This window comes from Pulveribacter suum (genome assembly GCF_003013695.1).
GTDB classification, from domain to species: Bacteria; Pseudomonadota; Gammaproteobacteria; order Burkholderiales; family Burkholderiaceae_C; genus Melaminivora; species Melaminivora suum.
On the sequence record NZ_CP027792.1, the window covers coordinates 765,244 to 789,435 of the forward strand.

General features: G+C 70.6%; 19 protein-coding genes. 7 read left to right on the plus strand and 12 right to left on the minus strand.

What is annotated here, in order from left to right; all coding sequences use genetic code 11:
* The first annotated feature begins 163 nt into the window (after window positions 1-163).
* The gene (locus tag C7H73_RS03490; RefSeq protein ID WP_106845380.1) at window positions 164-2,962 is read left to right on the plus strand and encodes a bifunctional diguanylate cyclase/phosphodiesterase; all 2,799 of its coding nucleotides are present in this window, start codon (window positions 164-166) and stop codon (window positions 2,960-2,962) included.
* Between the two features lie 12 nt (window positions 2,963-2,974).
* Here C7H73_RS03490 and C7H73_RS03495 read toward each other — a convergent pair whose 3' ends face one another.
* Window positions 2,975-3,346, minus strand: a complete 372-nt coding sequence (locus C7H73_RS03495) for a dihydroneopterin aldolase (RefSeq protein WP_106845381.1) — start codon at window positions 3,344-3,346, stop codon at window positions 2,975-2,977.
* A gap of 20 nt (window positions 3,347-3,366) precedes the next feature.
* Entirely contained in the window at window positions 3,367-4,158 is a 792-nt protein-coding gene (locus C7H73_RS03500) for an SDR family oxidoreductase (RefSeq protein ID WP_106847513.1), read from the minus strand.
* Between the two features lie 133 nt (window positions 4,159-4,291).
* Here C7H73_RS03500 and C7H73_RS03505 point away from each other — a divergent pair, with 133 nt between their 5' ends.
* From C7H73_RS03505 to C7H73_RS03520, 4 genes are all read left to right on the plus strand, one after another.
* Window positions 4,292-5,296: a class I SAM-dependent methyltransferase gene (locus tag C7H73_RS03505; protein ID WP_227001437.1), complete on the plus strand. Its 1,005-nt coding sequence runs from the start codon at window positions 4,292-4,294 to the stop codon at window positions 5,294-5,296.
* 120 nt (window positions 5,297-5,416) lie between these two features.
* The gene (locus C7H73_RS03510; protein WP_106845383.1) at window positions 5,417-6,994 is read left to right on the plus strand and encodes a methyl-accepting chemotaxis protein; all 1,578 of its coding nucleotides are present in this window, start codon (window positions 5,417-5,419) and stop codon (window positions 6,992-6,994) included.
* Window positions 6,995-7,059: 65 nt separating this feature from the next.
* Window positions 7,060-7,254, plus strand: coding sequence for a DUF2905 domain-containing protein (locus tag C7H73_RS03515; RefSeq protein WP_106845384.1), 195 nt, complete (start codon window positions 7,060-7,062; stop codon window positions 7,252-7,254).
* Between the two features lie 126 nt (window positions 7,255-7,380).
* On the plus strand, window positions 7,381-8,388 hold the full coding sequence (locus C7H73_RS03520; protein ID WP_405124779.1) for an ROK family protein: 1,008 nt from the start codon (window positions 7,381-7,383) through the stop codon (window positions 8,386-8,388).
* On the opposite strand, the gene otsA is transcribed toward C7H73_RS03520, so the two are convergent.
* From otsA to otsB, 3 genes are all read right to left on the minus strand, one after another.
* Window positions 8,385-9,809 (minus strand): alpha,alpha-trehalose-phosphate synthase (UDP-forming), encoded by a 1,425-nt coding sequence (gene otsA, locus C7H73_RS03525; RefSeq protein ID WP_106845385.1) that lies wholly within the window; start codon window positions 9,807-9,809, stop codon window positions 8,385-8,387. The genes C7H73_RS03520 and otsA overlap by 4 nt on opposite strands.
* Window positions 9,810-10,018: 209 nt before the next feature.
* Complete coding sequence (locus tag C7H73_RS03530; RefSeq protein ID WP_106845386.1) at window positions 10,019-11,848, minus strand: glycoside hydrolase family 15 protein; 1,830 nt, start codon at window positions 11,846-11,848, stop codon at window positions 10,019-10,021.
* Window positions 11,845-12,597 (minus strand): trehalose-phosphatase, encoded by a 753-nt coding sequence (otsB, locus tag C7H73_RS03535; protein ID WP_106845387.1) that lies wholly within the window; start codon window positions 12,595-12,597, stop codon window positions 11,845-11,847. The genes C7H73_RS03530 and otsB overlap by 4 nt, the downstream gene beginning before the upstream one ends.
* A 178-nt stretch (window positions 12,598-12,775) precedes the next feature.
* Here otsB and trxC point away from each other — a divergent pair, with 178 nt between their 5' ends.
* A complete protein-coding gene (gene trxC / locus C7H73_RS03540) occupies window positions 12,776-13,231 on the plus strand; it encodes a thioredoxin TrxC (protein WP_106845388.1) in 456 nt (151 codons plus the stop codon).
* Here trxC and C7H73_RS03545 read toward each other — a convergent pair.
* From C7H73_RS03545 to C7H73_RS03555, 3 genes are all read right to left on the minus strand, one after another.
* A complete protein-coding gene (locus C7H73_RS03545; protein WP_106847515.1) occupies window positions 13,220-14,485 on the minus strand; it encodes a multifunctional CCA addition/repair protein in 1,266 nt (421 codons plus the stop codon). The genes trxC and C7H73_RS03545 overlap by 12 nt on opposite strands.
* Before the next feature lie 8 nt (window positions 14,486-14,493).
* The gene (locus C7H73_RS03550) at window positions 14,494-15,183 is read right to left on the minus strand and encodes a glutathione S-transferase family protein (RefSeq protein WP_106845389.1); all 690 of its coding nucleotides are present in this window, start codon (window positions 15,181-15,183) and stop codon (window positions 14,494-14,496) included.
* A gap of 101 nt (window positions 15,184-15,284) precedes the next feature.
* Entirely contained in the window at window positions 15,285-15,857 is a 573-nt protein-coding gene (locus tag C7H73_RS03555) for a 5-formyltetrahydrofolate cyclo-ligase (protein WP_106845390.1), read from the minus strand.
* A gap of 126 nt (window positions 15,858-15,983) precedes the next feature.
* Here C7H73_RS03555 and C7H73_RS03560 point away from each other — a divergent pair, with 126 nt between their 5' ends.
* Window positions 15,984-17,981, plus strand: a complete 1,998-nt coding sequence (locus tag C7H73_RS03560; protein WP_106845391.1) for a lytic transglycosylase domain-containing protein — start codon at window positions 15,984-15,986, stop codon at window positions 17,979-17,981.
* Between the two features lie 808 nt (window positions 17,982-18,789).
* On the opposite strand, the gene C7H73_RS03565 is transcribed toward C7H73_RS03560, so the two are convergent.
* From C7H73_RS03565 to C7H73_RS03580, 4 genes are all read right to left on the minus strand, one after another.
* Window positions 18,790-19,473, minus strand: coding sequence for a Fe2+-dependent dioxygenase (locus C7H73_RS03565; RefSeq protein ID WP_106845392.1), 684 nt, complete (start codon window positions 19,471-19,473; stop codon window positions 18,790-18,792).
* Window positions 19,467-20,594, minus strand: a complete 1,128-nt coding sequence (locus C7H73_RS03570) for an alpha-hydroxy acid oxidase (RefSeq protein ID WP_106845393.1) — start codon at window positions 20,592-20,594, stop codon at window positions 19,467-19,469. Before C7H73_RS03570 ends, C7H73_RS03565 begins: the two co-directional genes overlap by 7 nt.
* A 62-nt stretch (window positions 20,595-20,656) precedes the next feature.
* Window positions 20,657-22,978, minus strand: a complete 2,322-nt coding sequence (locus C7H73_RS03575) for a TonB-dependent receptor (RefSeq protein ID WP_106845394.1) — start codon at window positions 22,976-22,978, stop codon at window positions 20,657-20,659.
* A 179-nt stretch (window positions 22,979-23,157) separates the two neighbouring features.
* Complete coding sequence (locus C7H73_RS03580; protein ID WP_106845395.1) at window positions 23,158-24,084, minus strand: MBL fold metallo-hydrolase; 927 nt, start codon at window positions 24,082-24,084, stop codon at window positions 23,158-23,160.
* Window positions 24,085-24,192 lie beyond the last annotated feature (108 nt).

The window sequence follows — 24,192 nt, forward strand, 5'->3', positions numbered from 1 at the left end:
CAAAAGAGGGCGGCCGGCAAAGGGCCGTCAGAGACCGGGATTTTCCCCGCAATGGCGGCCCGCCGGTGCATTGCAGGGTTTTCGTGTCGTGTGGTGCATTGCCGCGGCCCGCGGGTGCGTGGTAACGTCGTTGCATCCTGAAACACGCAACCGGACCCTGCCGATGCGCCAGCTGCTGCCGCACTCGCTGACCACCCGCATCGCCGCGCTGGTACTGGTCTTCCTGCTGGCCGGCATGTGGTCGCTCGCCTGGTATGCCGACCGCCAGTTGCGCCAGGACATGCGCGAGCAGCTGCAGGCGCAGCAGCAGTCGGTGGCGCTGCTGCTGGGCCGCGAGCTCGAGCGCACCCTGCACGAGCGCGCCAGCGCCCTGCAAGGTGTCGCACGTGGTCTGCCGGTGCCGGTGCAGGACCACGCCTCCACCCTGCAGGCCCTGCTGCCGCGCTTGACGGTGCTGCAGCAGATGTTCGGCGGCGGCTTCTACGTGACGGATGCCCAGGGAATGGCCATGGCCTCGCATCCGCTGCAGCTGGGCCCGCAGCGGCGCGGCTATGCGGCCAGCCGCTTCATCCGCGAGGCACTGGCCGGACAGACCGTGATTGGCGACCCCATGCCCGGGCTGGCGGCGAACATGCCCATCGTGGTCATCGCCACCCCGGTGCCGGGGCCGGGCGGCGCGCCGGCGGGCGTGCTGGCCGGCGTGGTCAGGCTGCGCGATGCGGGCCTGCTGCAGCCGCTGCCCGCGGCCGAGGGCCAGGTGGCCAGCGACTACCTGGTCATCGACCGGCGCACCCGCACCGTCGTCGCCGCCAGTGCCGAGCAGCGCGTGCTGCAGGCGCTGCCGGCCGCCGGACAGGACGCCGTGCTGGACCGCCTGCTGGCCGGCGGCGACGGCAGCGTCATCCACCCGCAGCCCGAGCAGGCCCGGCTGGCCTCGGTGCACCACCTGACGGCCGTGCCCTGGCTGGTGGTGGTCTCGCAGCCGCTGGCGCCGCTGCTGGCGCCCCTGGACGAAGTGCGCCAGCGCATCGTGCTGGCGGCGCTGGGGCTCACGCTGCTGGCCGCTGGCGGGTTGTGGTGGATGCTGCGCCGCGCCCTGGCGCCGCTGCAGCAGATGGGCCACCGCCTGGCCGCCATGGCCGAGGACGGCGCGCCGCTGCAGCCCCTGGCGCCGCAGCCCATGCGCGAGCTGGCGCAGCTGGTGCGCGGCTGCAACCACCTGCTGGCCGAGCTGGACCAGCGCCAGCGCGCCCTGGGCGAAAGCCGGCAGCGCTACCAGGCGGCCTTTCAGATCAGTCCGGACGCGCTGGACATCACCCGCGTGTCCGATGGCGTGCATGTGGACGTGAATGCCGGCTTTGAGCGTCTCTTCGGCTGGCCGCGCGAGCAGGTGCTGGGCCGTTCGGGGCTGGAGCTGGGCATCTGGCATGCGAGCGACACGGCCGTGCGCGCGCAGTTCGTGCAGCAGGTGCTCAGCGAGGGCATGGCCGTCGGCATCGAGCAGCAGCTGTATCGGCGCGACGGCACGCCCGTCACGGTGCAGCTCAGCGCCAGTCTGCTGGACGTGGCGGGCGAGCCGTGCATGCTGTGGGTGGCCCACGACGTGACGGCGCACCGCGCCGCCCGCGCGCACATCCACCAGCTGACCTCCACCGACCTGCTGACCGGCCTGCCCAACGTGCAGCAGTTCCTGCAGCAGCTGGGCGAGGTGCAGGCGCACTGCCTGCAGGCGCGGCGCCTGGCCGCGCTGCTGTGCGTGGATGTGGACGACTTCAAGACCATCAACGACAGCCTGGGCCGCGACCACGGCGACCAGCTGCTGCGCCAGGTGGCGCAGCGCATGGGCGCCGGGCTGGCCGGCCAGGGCTCGCTGGCGCGGCTGGGGGGCGACGAATTTCTGGTGCTGCTGCCCGACCTGCCGGCACCCCGGGGCGCGGCCGCCCACGCTGCCGAGGCGCTGGCGCACCGTCTGGGCGCGCTGCTGGGCCAGCCGCTGGAGGTGGAGGGCACGACGCACAGCATCAGCGTGGGCGTGGGTATCGTGGTGCTGGGTGAGAGCCGCCAGGAGCCGCGCGAGCTGCTGCGCCGCGCGGCGCTGGCCCTGAACCAGGCCAAGGCGTCGGGGCCGGGGGCGGTGCTGTTGTTCGAGGCACAGATGCAGGACCAGGTCAGCAGCCGCGCCCGGCTGCAGCGCAGCCTGGCCGAGGCGCTGCAGCAGCACGCCTTCGCGCTGCACTACCAGCCCCAGCTGGACCAGCACGGCGCCGTGGTGGGCGTGGAGGCGCTGGTGCGCTGGCACTTGCAGGGGCACGGCATGGTCTCGCCGGCCGAGTTCATCCCGCTGGCGGAAAAGACCGGCCTGATCGCGCCGCTGGGCCGCTGGATACTGCACGCCGCCTGCAGCCAGCTGGCGCGCTGGGCGCACGTGCCTGGCTGCAGCCACCTGGACATGGCCGTGAACGTGAGCGCCGTGCAGTTCCAGCAGGAAGCCTTTGTCGAGCAGGTGCAGGAGGTGCTGGCGCAGACCGGCGCGCCGGCAGCGCGGCTGAAGTTCGAGCTGACCGAGAGCCTGATGATGTATGAGATCGACTCCGTCATCGCGCGCATGAAGGCGCTGCGCGCGCTGGGGCTGCGCTTTTCGCTGGACGACTTCGGCACCGGCTTTTCGTCGCTGGCCTACTTGAAGCGGCTGCCGCTGCAGCAGCTCAAGATCGACCAGGGCTTCGTGCGCGACATCCTGGACGACCACAACGACGCGGCCATCGCCCGCACCGTGATCGCCCTGGGCGAGAGCCTGGGCCTGGAGGTGATCGCCGAGGGCGTGGAGACCGAGGCCCACCGCGACGCCCTGCAGCAGTGGGGCTGCCGCCTCTACCAGGGCTATCTGTTCAGCCGCCCGCTGCCGGTGGCCCAGCTCGGGGAATTCCTGCAGCAGCGCGCAGGTGGGCCGCTGCCGCCCTGAGTCACCCGCGGCTTACCACTGGCCGCTCTCCACGCGAATGGCGACCTCGCAGTCGTCGAAGATCTCCAGCTTGGCGATCTTCACGCGCACGCCCAGCACGCCGGGCAGCTGCATCAGGCGCGCACTGACCTTGCCGATCAGGCTTTCCAGCAGGTTCACATGCCCCGACTGGCACTCGTCGATGATGATCTGGCGCACCTTGCGGTAGTCCAGCACGTGCAGGATGTCGTCGTCGGGCGGCGCCAGGGGCTGGGTGCCCAGGTTCAGCTCGGCATCCACCTGGATGGGCTGGGGCGCCGCCTTCTCGTGCGACAGGATGCCCAGGTTGGCATCGAAGCGCAGCCCGGTGAGCGTGAGGATCTGGGTGCCGGCGGCGTGGTGCATGGTGCGAGGAGCGCAAAGGCTCACATCAGGGAAAAGTCGCGCGGAAAGCGCATCAGGTGCTGGCCGCCATCGACCAGCAGCGTGGTGCCGGTGATCGAGCGGTTGTCCAGCGCAAAGCGCACGGCGCCCGCCACGTCCTCGGGCGTGGACGAGCGGCCCAGCGGGCTCAGGGCGTGCAGCGCCGCAAAGCGCTCGTCGCTCAGCATGTGGCTGGTCAGCGTCAGCCCCGGGGCCACGCCGACCACCCGCACGCGCGGGGCCAGCGCCAGCGCCAGCATGGTGCCGGCGGCCTCCAGCGCGGCCTTGGACAGGGTGTAGCTGACGAAATCGGGGTTCTGGTTCCAGAGTTTCTGGTCCAGCAGGTTGACCACCGCGCCCTGCACGCCCTCTTCGCCGCCGGCGGCGCGCCCCTGCAGGTGCGCGTGCAGCGCCTGCGCCAGCACGATGGGCGCGGCCACGTTGCTGCGCAGGTGCCGCCCGGCCAGGGCGTAGCCGAAGCTGTCCACGCCGTCGTGCTCGAACAGCGAGGCGCTGTTGACCACTGCGTCCACGGCGCCAAAGTGCGCCACCACGCGCGGCAGCAGGGCGCGCACCGCCGCTTCGTCCTCAAAATCTGCACCAAAAGGGGCGCTAGCGCCCGCCAGGGCTGCGCAGGCAGCTACTGTTTTAATAGCGTCGTCGTGGGAAGACCGGTAGTGCACGGCGACCTGCCAGCCCGCGCCCGCCAGCTCCAGGGCAATGGCGCGGCCCAGGCGCCGGGCGGCGCCGGTCACCAGCACGGTGCGGGGACGAGGGGATGGGGTGGGGGGCATTGGCGCGACAATCCGGCGCGTGAAACAGACGAACACTGCTGAGGCCGAGCGCCCGAGTTTACCGAGCCCCCTGCACGCGCTCATCGCCCGCGCCATTGAGGGCGCCGGCGGCTGGCTGGGCTTTGACCGCTTCATGCAGCTGGCGCTGTACGCGCCGGGCCTGGGCTACTACGCCCGCGAGAGCCCCAAGTTCGGCACCATGCCGCACAGCGGCAGCGACTTCGTCACCGCGCCCGAGCTGTCGCCGGTCTTCGGCCAGCTGCTGGCGCGCCAGGTGGGCCAGGCGCTGCAGGCCACGGGCACGCACGAAGTCTGGGAGTTCGGCGCCGGCAGCGGCGCCCTGGCCGCGCAGCTGCTGGGCGAGCTGGGCGAACAGGTGCGCCGCTACACCATCGTGGACCTGTCGGGCAGCCTGCGCGCGCGCCAGCGCGAGCGCCTGGCGCCCTGGGGCGAGCGCGTCGTCTGGGCCGACCGGCTGCCCGCGGCCATCGAGGGCGTGGTGGTGGGCAACGAGGTGCTGGACGCCATGCCCGTGCAGCTGCTGCAGCGCAGCGCAGGCGTGTGGCACGAGCGCGGCGTGGCCCTGGCCGAGGACGGCAGCTTTGCCTGGGCCGACCGTCCCACCGATCTGCGCCCGCCGCTGGAGGTGGAAGGCGAGCACGACTACCTGACCGAGATCCACTCCCAGGCCGAGGGCTTCGTGCGCACCCTGGCCGCGCACCTGGCGCGCGGCGCGGCCTTTCTCATCGACTACGGCTTTCCCGAAGCCGAGTACTACCACCCGCAGCGCCACATGGGCACGCTGGTGTGCCACCGCGCGCACCAGGTGGACTCCGACCCGCTGGCCGACGTGGGCGACAAGGACATCACCGCCCACGTCAACTTCACCGGCGCGGCCCTGGCGGCGCAGGATGCCGGCCTGCAGGTGCTGGGCTACACCACCCAGGGGCACTTCCTGATCAACTGCGGCTTGCTACAAAAACTGGAGCTGCTGCCGCAGGCGGGACGGGCGCAGGCGGCCAAATTGATCATGGAGCACGAAATGGGCGAGCTGTTCAAGGTGCTGGCCCTGGGCACGGCCGATGCCACCTGGCAGCCCCTGGGCTTTGCCCAGGGCGACCGCACGCACCGGCTGTAGGAGGCTGCAGGCCTGCCGGCGAGGCGCCCGGTGGCGCACGGTCGTGGATGAATTCCCTGACCAGGGCGCGTGCCGCCGCTGGCAAGATGGTGTCAATTACATAATGACACAGGGGGTTTCATGCAGTTTCTCCATCGCTTGACCATCGTGCGGCGGCTGACGCTGGTGCTGGTGCTGGTGCTGGTGATGGTGGCGGCCCTGCTGGCCACCTTGCTGGTGAGCGAGCGCAGCATGCTGATGCGCGAGCGCTCAGCCAGCGTGAGTGCGGTGGTGAACGCCGCCCACGGCATCGTGGCCTACTACCACGGCCTGGCCAAGGAGGGGCTGCTGGAAGAGGCCGTTGCCCAGCAGCGCGCCCTGGCGGCCCTGGGCACACTGCGCTACAGCGGCAATGAGTACTTCTGGGTCAACGACATGCAGACCCGGGTGCTCATGCACCCCATCGTGCGCGACATGGAGGGCAAGGACCAGAGCGAGCGCAAGGACCCCAACGGCAAGCGGATCTTCGTGGAGTTCGTCAACGCCGTGAAAGCCGGTGGCGAAGGCTACGTGGACTACCTGTGGCCCAAGCCGGGCCACGACAAGCCGGTGCCCAAGGTCTCCTACGTCAAGGGGTTCGCGCCCTGGGGCTGGGTGATCGGCTCGGGCGTGTACCTGGACAACGTGCAGGCCGTGTTCGTCGAGCGGCTGCTGCAGGCGGCGGGCGTGACCCTGGCGCTGTTGCTGCTGCTGCTGGGCGCCAGCTGGCTCATCAGCCGCAGCATCCTGCGCCAGCTGGGCGCCGAGCCCGGCACGCTCAACGCCATCGCGCACCAGATCGCCCAGGGCAACCTGGGCGTGGAGATCCCTGCCGTGCGCCACAGCGACAGCGTGCTGCACGGCGTGCAGGCCATGCGCGACAGCGTGGCGCGCATCGTCACCGACGTGCGCCGCAACGCCGAGGGCGTGGCCACCGCCAGCAGCGAGATCGCCCAGGGCAACCAGGACCTGTCGGCGCGCACCGAAAGCCAGGCCAGCGCGCTGCAGCAGACGGCCGCCTCCATGGAGCAGATGACCGCCACCGTGGGCCAAAACGCCGACAACGCGCAGCAGGCCAACCAGCTCGCCGTGAATGCCAGCGCCGTCGCGGCGCAGGGCGGCCAGGTCGTGGGCGAGGTGGTCAACACCATGCGCGAGATCAACACCGCCTCGCAGCGCATCCAGGACATCCTCGGCGTCATCGACTCCATCGCCTTCCAGACCAACATCCTGGCGCTGAATGCGGCCGTGGAAGCGGCGCGCGCCGGCGAGCAGGGCCGGGGCTTTGCCGTGGTGGCTGGCGAGGTGCGCACCCTGGCGCAGCGCTCTGCCTCTGCGGCCCGGGAGATCAAGGGCCTGATCACCGACAGCGTGCAGCGCGCCGAGCAGGGCGCGCTGCTGGTGGACCGCGCCGGCACCACCATGCAGGAGGTGGTGGGCAGCATCCGCCGGGTAACGGACATCGTGGGGGAGATCAGCGCCGCCAGCCGCGAGCAAAGCGCCGGCGTCAGCCAGGTGGGCGAGGCCATCACGCAGATGGACCAGGCTACCCAGCACAACGCCGCGCTGGTCGAGCAGATGGCCGCCGCCGCCAGCAGCCTGAACCAGCAAGCCCAAGTGCTGGTGCAGACGGTGGACGCCTTCCGCCTGGCCGGTCAGGACCGCCTGGCCGTGCGCTAAGCCGCAGCCCGCCGTGCGCCCAGCTCGCGCAGAGACCGAACGATCTTGGGCTCTACACTGGCCGCATGGTGCGCTGGCTCATCGTCGTCTTCCTGGCCCTGGTGCTGATCGAGGGCCTGGCCCCGTGGCTGCGCCGCCTGGGGCTGGGCCGGCTGCCGGGAGACTTCCACTTCCGCCTGTTCGGGCGCGAATGGTCGGTGCCGCTGGCCAGCACGGTGGTGCTCAGCGCCCTGCTGGCGCTGGCCGTGAAATGGCTTTGAAGGTTTGAGGTGTTTTTGGCCCTCGGCCCTTGCTGATCAAGCGCCGGCAGCTATCAAAAGAGTAGCAACAGGCGTTGATGCCGTTGGCTGACAGCGCCGCCGGCCGGCGCGCCGCATGATGGCGCCATGGCCCAAACCCCCGTTTTTCCCCCATCCGCCGGCCTGCTGGCCGGCATCGACATCGGCGGCACCAAGGTGGCCGTGTGCCTGGCCCGCCCGGGCGGCGCCGGCGCGGCGCCGCAGATCCTCACACGTGTACACCAGCCCACCGCCAGGACGGGCAGCGAAGACGCCCTGGCGCGCCAGGCGCTGGCGCTGCTGGACGAGGCCTGCGCCCGCCAGCAGGTGGCGCGCACGCAGCTGGCCGGCGTGGGCGTCTCCAGCTGCGGCCCGTTCGCCAAGCGCAGCGGCCAGATCGAGGTGGCCAACCCCAACATCTGCGGCGGCCTGGCCGGCGCGGCCGATGGGCGCCAGGACAACGACTGGGTGCAGGTGCCGCTGCAGGCCCCGCTGGCCCGGGCACTGGGCGGCACGCCGCTGCACATCGCCAACGACGCCGTCGCCGCCCTGGAGGCCGAGCGCCGCTGGGGCGCGCTGGCCGGGGTGGACGACTGCGCCTACGTGACCTGGAGCACCGGCGTGGGCGTGGGCCTGTGCGTGGACGGCCGCGTGCTTGCCGGGCGCAACGGCAACGCCGGCCATGCGGGCCATACCTTCGTGGGCGACGTGGCCGGCAGCGCCCCGCTGTGCGGCTGCGGCAACCGGGGCGACGTGGAGTCGCTGGTGGGCGGCGGCTCGCTGGCCGCCCGGCTGGGCATGGAGGCGCCGCCGCTGCTGGCCGCCGCCCAGCAGGGCGATGCGCAGGCGCTGGAGCAGGTGCGCGGCCTGTGCGTGCTGATGGGGCGGCTGCTCTACAACCTGGTGGCTACGCTGGACCTGGCGCGCATCAGCCTGGGCGGGGCCGTCTTCTTGCACCACCAGGCGCTGCTGCTGCCGCTGCTGCGCGAGCAGCTGCAGCGCTACTTTCCCCTGCTGACGCGAGGCGCCGAACTGGTGCCTGCCGGCCTGGGCGCGCAGGTGGGCGACTATGCGGCCCTGGCGCTGCTGCAGGAGCGCGCCGCCGGCACGCCCTAACGCGCGCCAGCCTGCGTCCGCGCCGCACGCGGTGCGGTCAGCACCTCGTCCTGCACGCCCAGCGCCCCCAGGAAGCTGCGGCGCCACCAGTGCACATCGTGCTGGCGGATGCGCTCCATCAGCTGGGCGTGGCGCTGCTGGCGCTCGGCCAAGGGCATGCGCAGGGCCGTCTGAATCGCCTCGGCCATGCCCTGGGTGTCGTAGGGGTTGACCAGCAGCGCTTCCTTGAGCTGCTCGGCCGCGCCGGCAAAGCGCGACAGCACCAGCACGCCCGGGTCCTGCGCGTCCTGCGCCACCACGTATTCCTTGGCCACCAGGTTCATGCCGTCGCGCAGCGGCGTGACCAGGCCCACGCGCGCCGCGCGGCACAGCCCGGGCACGCGCCTGCGGGCCACCGTGCGGTGGATGTAGCGCAGCGGCATCCAGTCCAGGTCGCCGAAATCGCCGTTGATGGCGCCGCACAGGCCCTCCAGCTCCTGGCGCAGGTCGGAGTAGGCATGCACGTCGTCGCGCGAGGGCGAGGCGATCATGACCAGCGTGGCGCTGTGCTCGTTTTCAGGATAGCGCTCCAGCAGCTCGCGAAAGGCGCGCACGCGCTGCGGGATGCCCTTGGAATAGTCCAGCCGGTCGATGCCCAGCAGCAGCTGGCGGCGCGAATACTCCTGGCGCATGGCCTCGTAGGTCTGCACGGCGTCGGGCGCGCGGCCCAGGCGCTCGAACTCCTGCACGTCGATGCCGATGGGAAAGGCGCCCACGCGCACCTCGCGGCCTTGCGCGGCAAAGCGCCCCTCGCCCCGCTCCTCGGCGCCGGCCTCGTTCAGCATGTAGCGGCGCACGTGGGCCACGTCGGCCTGGCTTTGCAGGCCCACCAGGTCGTAGGCAAACAGCGAACGCATCAGCCATTCATGCTGCGGCAGTGCGGCCAGGATCAGCGGCGGCGGCACGGGGATGTGCAGGAAAAAGCCGATGCGCTGACGGCAGCCCAGCGCACGCAGTTCGGCGGCCAGGGGGATCAGGTGGTAGTCGTGCACCCAGATCACGTCATCGTCGTGCAGCAGCGGCAGCAGCTTGCGCGCGAACAGGCGGTTCACCCGGCGGTAGCCCTCGACGTAGTCGGTGCGAAAGTCCGCCAGGTCCAGCCGGTAGTGGAACACCGGCCACAGCACGCTGTTGGAGTAGCCCTGGTAGTAGCTGGCAAAGTCCTCGGCGGCCAAGTCCACGGTGGCCAGCGTCACGCGCCCGGCCTGGCGCGTCTGCAGCCGGCCCTCGCCCGGCTCCCCGTCCGGCGTTACCGTGCCGCTCCAGCCGAACCACAGCCCGCCCGTGCGGTTCAGGGTGTCGCCCAGGGCCACGGCCAGCCCACCCGCAGCCGGCCTGCGCGGATCGGCCAGGCGGTTGGAAACGACTACAAGTCGGCTCATACACATCCTCCTAAGTATTGTTCGTCGTACTGCGTGCGCATGTGATGCCCGCTTTTCGGTGCGCATCAACCGCAAGGCCAGCAATCGCGCCCGCCAGGCGCGGACCGCCGTGCAAAGGCCGCCCCGCCACACTGGCGGTGTCCCCCCTCCTCACGCGCAGCGTGAGACAAAGAGGGGGGAAGCGGCGCAAGCCGCTCAGGGGGGTGTCTCTATATGACGCTGTCCCAAGGAGCGGACAGGCGCATGGCGGCATTGATCAGGCCCACCATCGAATAGGTCTGCGGAAAGTTGCCCCACATCTCGCCCGTGCCGGCGTGCGTGTCCTCGGCCAGCAGGCCCAGCGGGTTGCGCACGGCCAGCATGGCTTCGAAGATCTCGCGGGCCTGGTCCTTGCGGCCCACGCGCGCCAGCGCGTCGATGCGCCAGAACGTGCAGATGTTGAAGGACGTCTCGGGCTTGCCGAAGTCGTCGGCCGCCTCGTAGCGGCGCATGAAGGGGCCGTCGCACAGCACCTCTTCCATCACGTCCAGCGTGCGGATGAAGCGCTCGTCGCGCGCATCGACCAGGCCCACCTCGGCCATCAGCAGCACGCTGGCGTCCAGCTCGCGCCCGCCAAAGCTCTCGGCGAACACGCCGCGCTCGGCGTTCCACGAGCGCGCCAGGATCTCTTGCTGCATGCGCTGCGCGTGATCGCCCCAGTACGCGGCGCGCTCGGGCAGCTGCAGCGCGTGGGCTATTTTTGCCAGCCGGTCGCACGCCGCCCAGCTCATCAGCGCCGACGAGGTGTGGATGCGCGCGCGTGTGCGCAGCTCCCACATGCCGGCGTCAGGCGTGCCATAGACCTGCACCGCCAGCTCGCCGATGCGCTCGAGCCGGGCGAACTCCGCCGCGCCCGAGGGCTGCAGCAGGCGCCGGTCGTGAAAGGCCTGGGCCGAGCCCAGGATGATGTTGCCGTACACGTCGTGCTGGAAGTGCTCGGCCGCCTGGTTGCCCACGCGCACCGGGCCCATGCCGCGGTAGCCCTGCATGCCCGGCACGAAGGACTCGGGCAGCTCGTGCTCCAGCCCGATGCCATACAAGGGCTGGATGTGACCCTCGCCGGCCTTGACCACGATGTTGCCCAGCCAGCGCAGGTAGTCCTCCATGGTGCCCACTTCGGACAGGCTGTTGAGCGCACGCACCACGAAGAAGGCGTCGCGCAGCCAGCAGTAGCGGTAGTCCCAGTTGCGCCCGCTGTTGGCCGACTCGGGGATGCTGGTGGTCATGGCCGCGACGATGGCGCCCGTGTCCTCGAACAGGCTCATCTTCAGCGTGATGGCAGCGCGGATCACGGCCTCCTGCCACTGCAGCGGCAGGTGCAGCCGCATGGTCCAGTGCTTCCAGTAGCTGACGGTCTCCTGCTCCCAGTAGCGGGCGGTGTCGGCGATGCCCTCGGTCAAGGTTTCGTCCGCGCCCAGGATGAAGTTGTGCTCGCGCGAGACGATGAACGGCTCACCCGAGAGCACGTAGGGCACGGGCGCATCGGTGGTCAGGCGCAGCGTCAGGGCGCCGCCCACGTAGCGGATGTGGTGGCTGCCGCGGGTCAGCGTGGGCGTGGTCTCACCCCAGTCGTAGCGCACGTTCAGGTGTACGCGGATGCGCGGCGAGCCCTGCACCACGCGCAGCCGCCGCACCAGCGACACCGGCCGGAAAAAGCGCGAGCGCGAATGAAAACGCGGGCAAAAGTCCGTCACCTCCAGGCAGTTGCCGGCGGTGTCGGTCATGCGCGTGTGCAGCACGGCGGTATTGGGCTCGTACCACTGCTCGCTGGCGGCAAAGTTCTCCAGCTCGATGGCAAAGCGCCCGGCGTCCGCGCCGGGGTGGATGAGGGCGTTGAACACCGGGTCGCCGTCAAAGCGCGGCATGCAGGCCCAGACGATGGCCCCGCGCGCGTCCACCAGCGCGCTGATGGTGCAGTTGCCGATCATGCCCAGCGCCAGCGAGGGCGTGGCCGTGCCCGGCGCGTGCGGGGCGTTCTCTCCGTCTGCCGTCGCCGTCATGGCGTGGCCTCGCAGGCATCGGTGGCCAGCGCCTGCGCCGCGCCGTGCAGCCAGTCGCGCACCGCCGCGGGCGAGGGGATGCGCGTGCGCGCCGCCGTCTCGCCGGCGCCCACCTTCAGGCCCGTGCCGCCCAGGGCCTGCACGGCGGCGAAGCCGTCCTCGTCCGTCACATCGTCACCCACGAACAGCGGCACCCGGCCGGCAAAGGGCGGCTGCTGCATCAGATGGGCAATGGCCCGGCCCTTGCCGGCGCCAGCGGGCTTGATCTCGTACACATACTTGCCGGCCAGCAGCTCGGCGCCGGGCAGCGCGGCCACGGCCCGGGCCAACGTGTCGTGGCACAGCTGCTGCAGGTGCGGCGCCTGGCGATAGTGCAGGGCGGCGCCGGCGCGCTTGCGCTCCACCAGCAGGCCCGGGTGGCTGGCCGCCAGGGCGTCCAGCGTTTGCAGCAAGGGGCCCAGCTCCAGCGGGGGTGCGCTACAGCCGCTTGCCGCGGACAGGCGCAACTGCGCGCCGTGCTCGCAGGCCAGGGGCAGCTCGAGTGCGCCCAGAAAGCCGTCCATGTCGGCCAGGGTGCGGCCGGTGACGATGGCCAGCGCCCCGCCCAGCGCGTGGTGCAGGGCATGCAGGTCCTGCGCCAGGCCGGGGGCAAGGCGGACGGCATCGGGCTGCGGGGCCAGGTCGGCCAGCGTGCCGTCAAAGTCGAGAAACAGCGCGTGGCGCCGTGTGAGGGGTGGTGGGAACAGCATCGCCGGGGACCGTAACAGATCGCATTCGCCCGCTATGTAGGCGAGGCACCCATGGGCTTGTCTGTGCGCGCGGCCGGCGCCCTGGACGCCGGGTTGAAGCCGCGGGCCCACGCCCGGCCCGGTTGAAAAGCCCGGCGCGGACCGCAGTTGCAAGCCACCTCACTTTTGCCGCGCTGCCATGCCCTCCACCAACGCCTCCCCCTCCTCCGCCCTGCACGTGGTCTGCCCGCACTGCCACACCACCAACCGCGTGCAGGCCGCGCAGCTGGCGGCGCAGCCAGACTGCGGCAGCTGCCACCAGCCGCTGTTCGCCGGCGAGCCCCTGGCGCTGGATGCGGCCAGCTTCGACAAGCACGTGGGCCGCAGCCAGATCCCTGTCGTGGTGGATTTCTGGGCGCCCTGGTGCGGACCGTGCCGGCAGATGGCGCCGGCCTTCGCCCAGGCCGCGCGGCAGCTGGAGCCGCAGGCGCGCCTGGCCAAGCTGGACACCGAGGCCCAGCCGCAGGTGGCCGGGCGCTACGGCATCCGCAGCATCCCCACCATGATCGTCTTCAAGGGCGGCCAGGAGGCGGCACGCATCTCGGGCGCGCTGCCGGCTGCCGAGATCGTGCGCTGGGTGCAGTCAAACCTCTGACGGGCCCGCACTTGCCTCGGCTGCCAGCCAGCGCGCCAGGGCCTGCTCGCGCGCGCGGCGGATCCACTCGCCCACCTGCGGGCCGGTGGCGCCGCGTTCGGCGGCCTGCGCGGCCACCTCGGCGGTGGACACGGCCAGGGCCTGCTCCAGCGCTGCGGCCAGGTGCGGGCGCTGCGGGTAGGGCTGCTCCTGCAGGCCGCCGCGCCCGCGCGCGTCGCATTCGCAGGCCAGCAGCACGTCAGCGAAGCGCCGGGGCTTGCGCAGCGCGTCGCAGCGCTCCAGCAATCGCAGCAGGGCCGCGGCGCCCAGCTCGCCGCTTCTGTGGATGTTGCCGTGCTCGCGCGCCACGACGTCGGCCGTCTCTCGGCACTCGGTGGGCACGCGCAGGCGCTCGCACACGCCCTTGAGCAGCTTGGCGCTGCGCTGCTCGTGGCCGATGTGGCGCGGCAGCACGTCCCGGGGCGTGGTGCCTTTGCCCAGGTCGTGCGTCAGGCAGGCAAAGCGCACGGCCAGCGGCGCCTGCAGGCGGGCGGCCATGTCCAGCACCATCATCAGGTGCACGCCGGTGTCCACCTCGGGGTGGTATTCGGCGCGCTGGGGCACGCCCCACAGGCGCTCGACCTCTGGCAGCAGCACGGCCAGTGCGCCGCACGCGCGCAGCACCTCGAACATGCGCGATGGCGCGGCTTCCATCAGGCCGCGCGAGAGCTCCTGCCAGACGCGCTCGGGCACCAGGTGGTCGGCCTCGCCGCCGTCCACCATCTCGCGCATCAGCGCCATCGTTTCGGGCGCGACGGAGAAGTCGGCAAAGCGCGCGGCAAAGCGGGCCACGCGCAGGATGCGCACCGGGTCCTCGCGGAAGGCTTGCGTGACGTGGCGCAGCACGCCGGCGCGCAGGTCGGCCACGCCGTGATAGGGGTCAAAAACGGCTCCAACGCCCGTCCAGTCTGCGGGAGCAGCTATTGCATTGATAGTGAGGTCGCGCCGCGCCAGGTCTTCTTCCAGCGTCACGTCGGGCGAGGCCTGCACGGTAAAGCCCCGGTAGCCGCGTCCGCTCTTGCGTTCGGTGCGCGCCAGGGCATATTCCTCGCGCGTCTCGGGGTGCAGGAAGACGGGGAAGTCGCGCCCCACGGGCAAATAGCGGCGCGCGGCCATGTCCTCGGGCGTGGCGCCCACGACGACCCAGTCGCGGTCGCCCGCGGGCAGGCCCAGCAGCTGATCGCGCACGGCGCCGCCGACGAGGTAAATCTGCATGGGCCCGGTCAATCGCGCCGCAGCCGGTAGGGCTCTTCGAACTCGCGAAAGTCGGCCTCGGCCCGCGCGCCGTCGATCCAGGCCTGCACGCCCGGCAGGGCGCACACGCGCTCGACGTAGGCGCCGATCTCTGCAGGCACCGGCAGGGCGTAGGTCTTCAGGCGCATGCACACCGGGGCGAAGAAGGCGTCGGCAACGGTGAACTGCGCACCGAACAGCAGCGGCCCGCCATGGCGCGCCAGCAGCTCGCCCCACATCTCCACCAGGCGCTGCACGTCGGCGCGCAGGCCGGGGCGGTCGCGCCAGCCCAGGGCGCCCACCTCGGGCAGGTGGGCTTCGATGTTCATCGGGCAGTAGCTGCGCAGCTGGGCAAAGCCGCTGTGCATCTCGGCCACCACGCTGCGGGCGCGGGCGCGCGTCGCCATGTCCTGCGGCCACAGCTGGCGGTCGGGGAATTTCTCGGCCACGTACTCGGCGATGGCCAGCGTGTCCCACACGGTCAGGTCGCCATCGACCAGCACCGGCACCTTGCCCGTGGGCGTCACGCCCTGCAGCTGGCGTTTGAACTGCGAGCCGGCGTCGAAGCTGTCGAAGCGCACCGGCACTTCCTCGAACGGAATGCCCGCCTGGCGCAGCAGCACCCACGGCCGCATGGACCAGGACGAATAGTTCTTGTTGCCGATATAAAGCTGGAGCATCGAAAGTCCCTTCGGTATGTTGAAAAGCTGCTTTTCCAATCAAAAGACCGGGCAGCAGGCCAGGACAGCCGGCGCCGCGAAGCGCCGCAGGGGGCTGCTTTCTAGACCGGCCAGACGACCCCGTTGTCGTTCAGGATGGCATCCAGCGGCAGGTCGTGCGGCTCGGGCTCGAACTCGTCCAGGTAGCCCGCCGTGTAGCCCAGCCCCACGGTGGCCGGGCGCGGCTGCAGCGTGGCCAGGGTGCGGTCGTAAAAGCCGCCGCCATAGCCCAGCCGGTAGCCTCCTGGCCCATAGCCCACGCAGGGCACAAACAGCAGCGTGGGCGCCAGCGCCTCGGTGTCCTTGGGCTTGGGGATGCCGTAGGCGTCTTCCTCCATCGGGCAGCCGGGGTACCAGGCGTGGAAGGTGAGCGTCTTGTGCACCTTGTCCACCACCGGCAGGCCGATGCGCCGGCGCAGCGGCTCGTCCAGCAGCTCGCCGTCTTCCTTCCAGCGGTGCAGTGCGGGCAGGGGGTCGAACTCGCCCTTGATGGGCCAGTAGGCGCCGATCACTGTGTGCGGCTTGTCCACCAGCCAGATGCGCAGCACGCGCTGCAGCTGCTCGGCACGGGCCATGCGGTCGGGGAGTTGCAGGCGCTCATTCACCAGTGCGCGGCGCAGGGCTGCTTTGTCCATCACATAATTTCCCGGATGTTTCTATCCATGCCCTTGATCGGGCGGAACAGCTTGGTGAAGGCCCAGGCCTTTTCCAGGCGCATTGTCCCCCTGGCGGGGGCGGTATCGGGCCGGAGTGTGTTGTCGATGAAAAAGTGGTTGGAGATTTTGACACCGCTGCTGGTGGCAGCAGCCCTGGGCAGCGGCGCTGCAGCGCAGGCGCAGCAGGGCGCAGCTGCCCAGTCGGGCGACGAGGCGGTGCTGGAGATGCAAAAGGCCTTTCGCAAGGGCGACAAGCTGCGCCTGGCGCAGCTGCTGCCCGCCGCGCGCGGCCACGCGCTGGAGCCCTGGGCCGCCTACTGGGAGCTGCGCGCGCGGCTCGATGAAGCCCAGCCGCCCGAGGTGGACGCATTCTTGCAGCGCTGGGCCGGCAGCTACCAGGAAGACCGCCTGCGCAACGACTGGCTGCTGCTCTTGGGCCAGCGGCGCGACTGGGAGCGCTTTGCCGAGCACCACCCGCGCTTTCGCATGGGCGACGACCGCGAGGTGCGCTGCTATGCCCTCACCGTCGAGCACCTGAAGGGCCGCGCCCCGGCCGACGCTGGCGAGCAGCTGCTGGGCAACTGGTATGCGCAGCGCGATGCCGACGACGGCTGCGCCTACGCCGCCGCCGAACTGCTGGCCGCCGGGCGCATCAAGCCCATCGACGTGTGGCGCAAGGCGCGCCTGGCGGCCGAGGCCAACCGCCCGCGCGCCGTGCGCCGGGCGGTGGAGATCGTCGCGCCCGAGGCGCTGGCGCAGCTGCGCGAGGCGCTGGACGCTCCGTCCAAGTTCTTGACCGGCCGCGCCACCGCGCGCGGCAAGGAGCGCCAGGAGCTGGTCGTGCTGGCGCTCACCCGCATGGCCACGTCCGACACGGCCGGCGCCGCCCGGTTGCTGGACGGCAAATGGGGCGTGCACCTCTCGGCCGAGGAGCGCAACTGGCTGTGGGGCCTGATCGGCAAACAGGCGGCCGTGGGCCTGTCCCCCGACGCCCTGGGCTACTTCGCCCACGCCAGCCGCGACGCCGACCTGACCGATGACATGCTGGGCTGGAAGACCCGCGCCGCCCTGCGCGCCGGCCAGTGGAAGCTGGTGGCCAAAAGCATCGACGCCATGAGCGCCGCCGCGCGCGAGGACGCCACCTGGACCTACTGGCGCGCCCGTGCGTACATGTCCGACCGCCCCGGCGACGAGGACCGCGCCCACGCCAGGAAGCTGTACGAGCGCATCGCCGCCACCACCGGCTTTTACGAGCAGCTGGCGCTGGAGGAGCTGGGCGCACGCATCACCCTGCCGCCCGCGCCCGCGCCGCTGACGGCCGAGGAAAAGGCCGCCGCCCGCGCCAACCCCAGCCTGAACCGGGGCCTGTACGCCATCTTGCTGGGCCTGCGCAGCGAGGGCGTGCGCGAGTGGAACTACGCCACCAATTTGCACACTCCCGGCGGCATGCCCGAGCGCGAACTGCTGGCCGCGGCCGACTTCGCCTGCCAGCGCCAGGTGTGGGACCGCTGCATCAACACCAGCGAGCGCACGCGTGCGGCCATCGACATGGCGCAGCGCTTTCCCACGCCCTACCGCGATGCGGTGCTGGCGCGCACCCGCTCCATCGGGCTGGAGACGGCCTATGTCTATGGCCTGATCCGCCAGGAAAGCCGCTTCATCATGGATGCGCGCTCCGGCGTGGGCGCCTCGGGCCTGATGCAGGTCATGCCCGCCACGGCGCGCTGGACGGCCAGGAAGATCGGCCTGGAGGGCTTCACGCCCGACCAGATCAACGACACCGAGACCAACATCACCATCGGCACCGCGTACCTGAAGCTGGCGCTGGACGATTTCCAGGGCTCCATGCCGCTGGCCGCTGCCGCCTACAACGCGGGGCCGGGGCGGCCGCGCAACTGGCGCAACGGCCCGGTGCTGGAGGCGGCGATCTGGGCCGAGAACGTGCCGTTTGCCGAGACGCGCGACTATGTGAAGAAGGTGCTGGCCAATACGGTGAACTACGCGGCGCTGCTGACGGGGCAGCCGCAGTCGCTCAAGAGCCACCTGGGGGTGGTGGGGCCGCGGGAGGTGGCGGGGGAGGATCCGAGCAGGGATCTGCCTTGAGGTGGTGGTTGCTCTTTAATTGATAGCTGGTTGCGCTTGGTTGGCTTGCGTTAGGGGCCGTTTTGGCTTTGATGTTGGTTTGATGTCGCTGGCCGGGACTCGCCCCGGCGGGCGACCTCCTTTTCTTGCTCGCACAAGAAAAGGAGGCAAAAGAAGTGCGCCCCCGATGCCCGTATCCCCTTCGCTGCGCTACGGGGCATCCTGCGATGCTCGGGCGCGCGGCGGGCCGCAGAACTCACTTCGCTGCTGCGCAGCTGCGTTCAAACAACTGCGGCAAGTCAGATCACGAAGCAGGTGTGTCCTTCGGCACACCTGCCCGCCGCGCGCCCTGCGCTTCTCGGTACGGGCATAGGGGGGAAAGCGGGAACCACACGGGCCATCGCTGCGCTCGGCCTGGCCTTCGCGGCGTGCAACGCCTGCGCGTGCGGGGCCGAGCGCAGCGATGGCCCGTATGGTCTGCCACCCCTTGAGGCTGCGCCTGGGGCGGGGCGCTTGCGGGGTGGCAGGGGCGCCTGTGCGCCCATGCTTCGTGATCTGACTGGCCGCGTCTGTTTGAACGGAGCTGCGCAGCAGCGCAGTGAGTTATGCGGCCCACCCCGCAAGCGTCACGCCACAGGTTTGCCCCTTCGCGCAAGCGAAGGGGTCGCAGACTTCGGGGTCGTGTTCTTTGCTTCCTTTCTTGCACGAGCAAGAAAGGAAGTCGCCCGCCGGGGCGAGTCCCGGCCAGCGACATCAAAAAAAACTCAAGGCCAAAACGGCCCCAGCCCTTACCCAGCAAGCGCTAAAGGCTACAAAGTAAAGAGCAAACTCAAGGCCGCGCCCACCGCCGCAGCAGGTTGTGATACACGCCCGTCAGCTGCACCAGCCGCATATCGTCACCCGCCAGCAGCGGCGTCACCTGCTGCACCGACTGGTCCAGATCGAACAGCAGCGTGCGCTCCCCCTCATCCGCCACCAGGCTCTCGATCCAGAAAAACGACGCCACGCGCGCGCCGCGCGTCACCGGCGTCACCCGGTGCAGGCTGGTGGACGGATACAGCACCATGTCCCCGGCCGCCAGCTTCACCGTCTGCACGCCGAAAGGCCCTTCCACCTCCAGCTCGCCGCCGTCGTACTCCTCGGGCTCGGCCAGAAACAGCGTAGCCGACAGGTCGGTGCGCATCTGCTGGCTGCTGCCGGGCAGGAACATCAGGGCGCTGTCCACGTGCGCGCCGTAGGTGCCGCCGCCTGCGTAGCGGTTGAACTTCGGCGGGTAGATGGTGCGCGGCAAGGCCGCCGAGATGAACAGCGGCGTGGCCGCCAGGCGGCGCAGGATGTGCTGGCCCAGGCGCACGGCCAGCGCGCTGCCGTCCGCCAGCTGCTGGTTGCGCTTGACGCTCTTGGCCAGCGTGCCGGCGGTGGCGGCGCCGTCCTGCCATTCGGCGGCGTCGAGTTCGGCGCGAAAGCTGCGCACTTCTTGCTTGGACAGGACCTGGTCGATGGAGATCAGCATGGAAAAGCCTGGGGATCGGTGGGGCAGGAAGGCAGCAGCGCCTCGGGGGTGATGTCGGCCGGGCTGGCGCAGCCGGCCTGCGCCATGCAGGCCTGCAGCTCTTCGATGAGCAGCGTCAGCATGTGCGCCACGCCCAAAGCGCCCGCAGCCGCCAGGGCGTACATCTGCAGGCGGCCGACGAGCACGGCGTCGGCGCCCAGCGCCAGCGCCTTGAAGGCGTCCTGGCCGCTGCGGATGCCGCCGTCCAGCAGCAGCGGACAGTCCGCGCCCACGGCGGCGCGCACGGCGGGCAGCTGGCGCAGCGCGGCGGGCGCGCCGTCCAGGCTGCGCCCGCCATGGTTGGAGACGATGAGCCCGGCGACACCGGCCGCCTGCAAGGCGCGCGCGTCATCGGGGTGCAGCACGCCCTTGACCCACACCGGCAGCCGCGTGGCGGGCAGCAGCCAGTGCAGGTCGTCCCAGATGGGCGCGTGGCGCATGGCGCCCTGGAAGATGCGGCTGTCGCCCTCGGCCAGCGGCGCGGGGGCGCTGGGCGCGTAGGCCGCCAGGTTGCCGGCCGTGCACTCGGGCGGCAGCGCGAAGCCGGCGGCCAGCGCGCTGCGGCTGGCCAGCTGGATGCTGGCGTCCAGCGTCAGCACGATGGCGGTGTAGCCCGCGGCCTGCGCGCGCGCGAGCAGGTCCAGCGTGTGGGCGCGCTCGGGCTGCAGGTACAGCTGGAACCAGCGCGGGGCGCTGCCCGCCGCCTGGGCGATGGCCTCCAGCGGGGCGGACGAGAGCGTGCTGGCCACCAGGCAGGTGGCCGTGGCCTCGGCGGCGCGGGCGGTGGCCAGTTCCGCATCGGGGTGCGCCAGCCGCTGGTGCGCCACCGGGGCCAGAAAAAAGGGGTGGGGCAGGTCCTGCCCGTTCAGCGCCCGCCGGGTGTGGCCGGCGCGCACGTCGCGCAGCAGGCGGGGCAGCACGGCCCACTGCCCGAAGGCCGCGCGGTTGGCCGCCACCGTCTGGTCCCAGCCGCAGCCGCCGGCGATGTAGGCCAGGCGGTCGGCCGGCAGGTGCTGCGCGGCCAGCCGTTCGTAGTCGATGGCGTTGTAGATGCCGGGGGGAATGCGGGCGGGTGTGTTCATCAAAAACAATAGCTGCCAGCGCACGGCTGGCGGGCGCTGGCAGCCATTTTTTCTTGGATGCTTTACAGATCCAGGTTCAGCGTCAGGCGCACGGCGCGGCCGTCGCCCTTGTACAGGAAGGCGCCCGAGCGGTACACGGCGGTGAAGTAGTCTTTGTCGGTCACGTTCAGCAGGTTCAGGCGCAGGTTGGCGCTCTTGTTGATGCGGTAGGTGGCAAACAGGTCGTAGGTGGTGAACGAGGGCACCGGCTGCGAGCACAGGCCCTGGGCGTTGTAGCCGGCGCCGGTGTCGGGCTGGCCGCCGCACTTGCCGCTTTCGTAGCGGGCGATGGCGCCGAACTCGAAGTTGCGCGTCAGGTGGTACTTGCCCTGCAGCGAGGCGCTGCGGTCGGCGAAGTTGGACAGCGGGTTGCCCACGTTGGCCGGGTTGCTGGACTGCAGCACCTTGGACTTCATGAAGGCCACGCCGCCCTGCACCTCCAGCAGCGGGGTGATGTTGCCGGCCAGGCCGAACTCGATGCCGCGCACGCGGTTCTTGCCGGTGTTGAAGGTGCCCACGGTGTCGTAGTCGGCGCCTTCCATCACGTCGCTCTTGGTGGTCTGGAAGACGGCGGCGGTGGCCAGCAGCTTGTCGTCCAGCACGTTGAACTTGGTGCCCAGCTCGAAGTTGCGCGAGGTCTCGGGCTTGGCGCCGGCCGCCTTGCCGTCAAAGATCACCAGGCCGCCATAGCCGCTGCTGGTGCCGGTGTCGGGCTCGCCGCCGTTGATGTCCTGCGACGTGCCGAAGCTGGCGTAGGCCATGGCCGTGGGGCTGAACTTGTAGCTCGCGCCCAGGTGGCCGTTGAGCAGGGTGTCGGTGAACGCGTAGTCGCCGGTTTGCGCCGCCGTCAGGTTGTTTTGCGTCAGCATGCTCAGCTTGTAGTGGTCGGCGCGCAGACCGCCGAACAGCGTCCAGCGGTCGGACAAGTCCACCGTGTCCATGGCCGACAGGGCGAAGGTCTTGACGCGCCAGTCGCGCGTCCAGTCGCGCTTGGCGTAGCTGCGTCCGGCCAGGCTGCCCAGGTTGCCCGTGACGTTGCCATTGGCGTCCGTGATGCACCAGGCGTTGTTGGCCGTGGCGGTGGCGCTGTTGCGGCAGTTGTAGGCGCCGGTGTTGGTCACGCCGTAGTTGCCGGACAGCACCTTGTGGTCGGTGTACTCAAAGCCGAAGATGAACTCGTGCTTCAGGCTGCCGATCTGCCTGTCCCAGCGCAGGTTGCTTTGGTGGGCAAAGTACTCCACTTCCTGCCAGCCGGTGTGGCCGCCATCCAGCGCGGCGGCGGTGTAGGCGGGCTGGCCCGCGGCGTCAAAGATCTGGCGGCTGGATGCGCCGGTGGTGGCGTACTTGTTGTTCGACTGGCCGTAGCGCGTCAGGCTGGTCAGCTTGACGTCGGGCGCGAAGCGGTAGTTCACGCGTGCGGTCAGCGTGTCCACGTCGGACTGCAGGAAGTCGGCGTTTTGCGCGTACATCGGCACGCTGGTGGCCGGGCGGCGGTTGGGCGGCGTGCCGACCAGGTAGTAGCCCAGGTCGGGGTGCTTGTCCTTGGCGCGCAGGCCGTAGTAGTCCAGCGTGACCGACAGGTCTTCGTTGGCGTTCCACAGGCCCGACAGGGCCAGGCCGTTTCTCTGGCGCTTGGACGGGTCGCGGTCGGGTACGCCCTCGCTGGACAGCAGGCCGTTGGCGCGCAGGGCGAAGGTCTCGGAGAAGACCTTGTTGGCGTCCAGCGTCACGCGGCGGTGGCTGTCGGTGCCGATGCCGGCGCTGATGCGGTTGAAGCTGTAGTCGGTGGTGGCCTGCTTGGTGATGGCGTTGATGGCGCCACCGGCCGAGCCGCGGCCGGCAAAGCTGGAGTTCGGCCCCTTGGTGATCTCCAGCTGCTCGATGGCGAAGCTCTCGCGGGTGGTCATGCCGGGGTCGCGCAGGCCGTCCACGAAGACGTCCGAGCGCGCCTCCTGGCCGCGGATGATGTAGCGGTCGCCAAAGGCGTTGCCGTTCTCGCCCGTGCCCAGCGTGATGCCGGGCTGCACGGCCAGGATCTGCTTGAGGTCGGTCTGGCCCGAGTCGCGGATGGCCTCGCCCGTGACCACCGAAATGGTCTGCGGCGTCTCGGCCAGCGGGCGGGTGTGGCGGCTGTCGGCCGAGGTCTTGGCCTTGTAGGGCGCGCCCACTTCAGCGTTCGGGTTCGGGTCGATGGCCTGCTCCTGCACCGTCACGGTGGGCAGGGTGGCCGCGGTGGCGGCAGGCTGGCCCTGGGCCAGGGCGGCCAGGGGCAGCAGGGCGGCGGCGGCCACGCCGCCGGTGGACAGGCGCAGGCTCTTGGGCTTCTTGATGCGGGAAGAGGGCATGGTTGGAGGACGTTCTCTGTGCAGAAAGGATGGAACAAAAAAGCGTTCCAATTATTGTTGAGAATCAATATCGTTTGCGTAAACATTCAAAGAAATGCCGGTTTTCCTGCGGCGCGGAAATGAAAAACGGCCGGCTGTTGCCCGTGGACAACAGCCGGCCGCGTGGCCTGAAAGTCGGTTCAGACGTTGGTGAGCTGGCCGTCTTCCAGCCGCGCGGCGCCGCTGGCGACCAGCTCGTCCACCAGCGCGGCGGCCCATTCGCGCGCGCTGCGGCCGGCGAAGTAGCGCTGGTGCAGGGCGCCAAAGTAGGGCGTGCCGTCCAGCCAGTCCAGGGCCTGCTCCAGCGGCAGGCTCTGCCACTCCAGCAGCTTGTACTTGAGCAGCACCTTGGCCGCGTAGCGGGCGTGCTTGAGCGGCTCGGCCACGAAGGCGGCCAGCCGGGCGCGGGCACGCTGCAGCGCCGCCGGCACGTCGCCGAACACGCTGCCGTGGCCGGGGATGACGGTGACAGGTGCCAGCTGCTCGATCACGTCCAGCGTGGCGCCCACCTCGGCAAAGGCGCCTTCGCCCTCGATCTCGGGGAAGACCACGCCAAAGCCGTTTTCCCACAGCGCGTCGCCCGAGATCAGCAGCCGCGCCTGCGGCTCGAACAGCAACACGGCGTGCGGGTCGTGCCCGGGCGCAGCGTGGATGCTCCACTCGCGCCCGCCCAGGGCGATGGACTGGCCCGGCTGCAGCACGCCGTCGGCGCGAAAGGGCGGGCATTCCTGGCCGGTGGGCACGTAGCTCAGGGCCACCGGGTCCCATTGGCGCACGTGCTGCAGCTGGCCCGGCGGGATCAGCGTGCGCAGCTGCGGCCAGCGCTGCTGCAGCGCGGCATTGCCGCCGCAGTGGTCGCTGTGCAGGTGGGTGTTGGCCAGCAGCGCCAGCGGCCGGCCCTGCAGGCTGGCGGCGACCAGCGCCACGGTCTGGGCGGCATGGGTGCAGTAGCCGCTGTCGATCAGCGCGGCGCCCCCGGGGCCGTCAAAGAGGATGTTGTTGGCCGACAGCCAGCCGCGCTCGAATACGGTGATTTCGGGCGGCAGCGCAGGTGGGGTAAGCGTCATCAGCTATCAAAAAAAGAGTGACAGGCCAGCCGCGCCGGCTGGGCGAAGATGGCGGCCATTGTGCGTGCGCCACTGCCGCACCCACGCAAGAAAGGAAAACCGCCATGC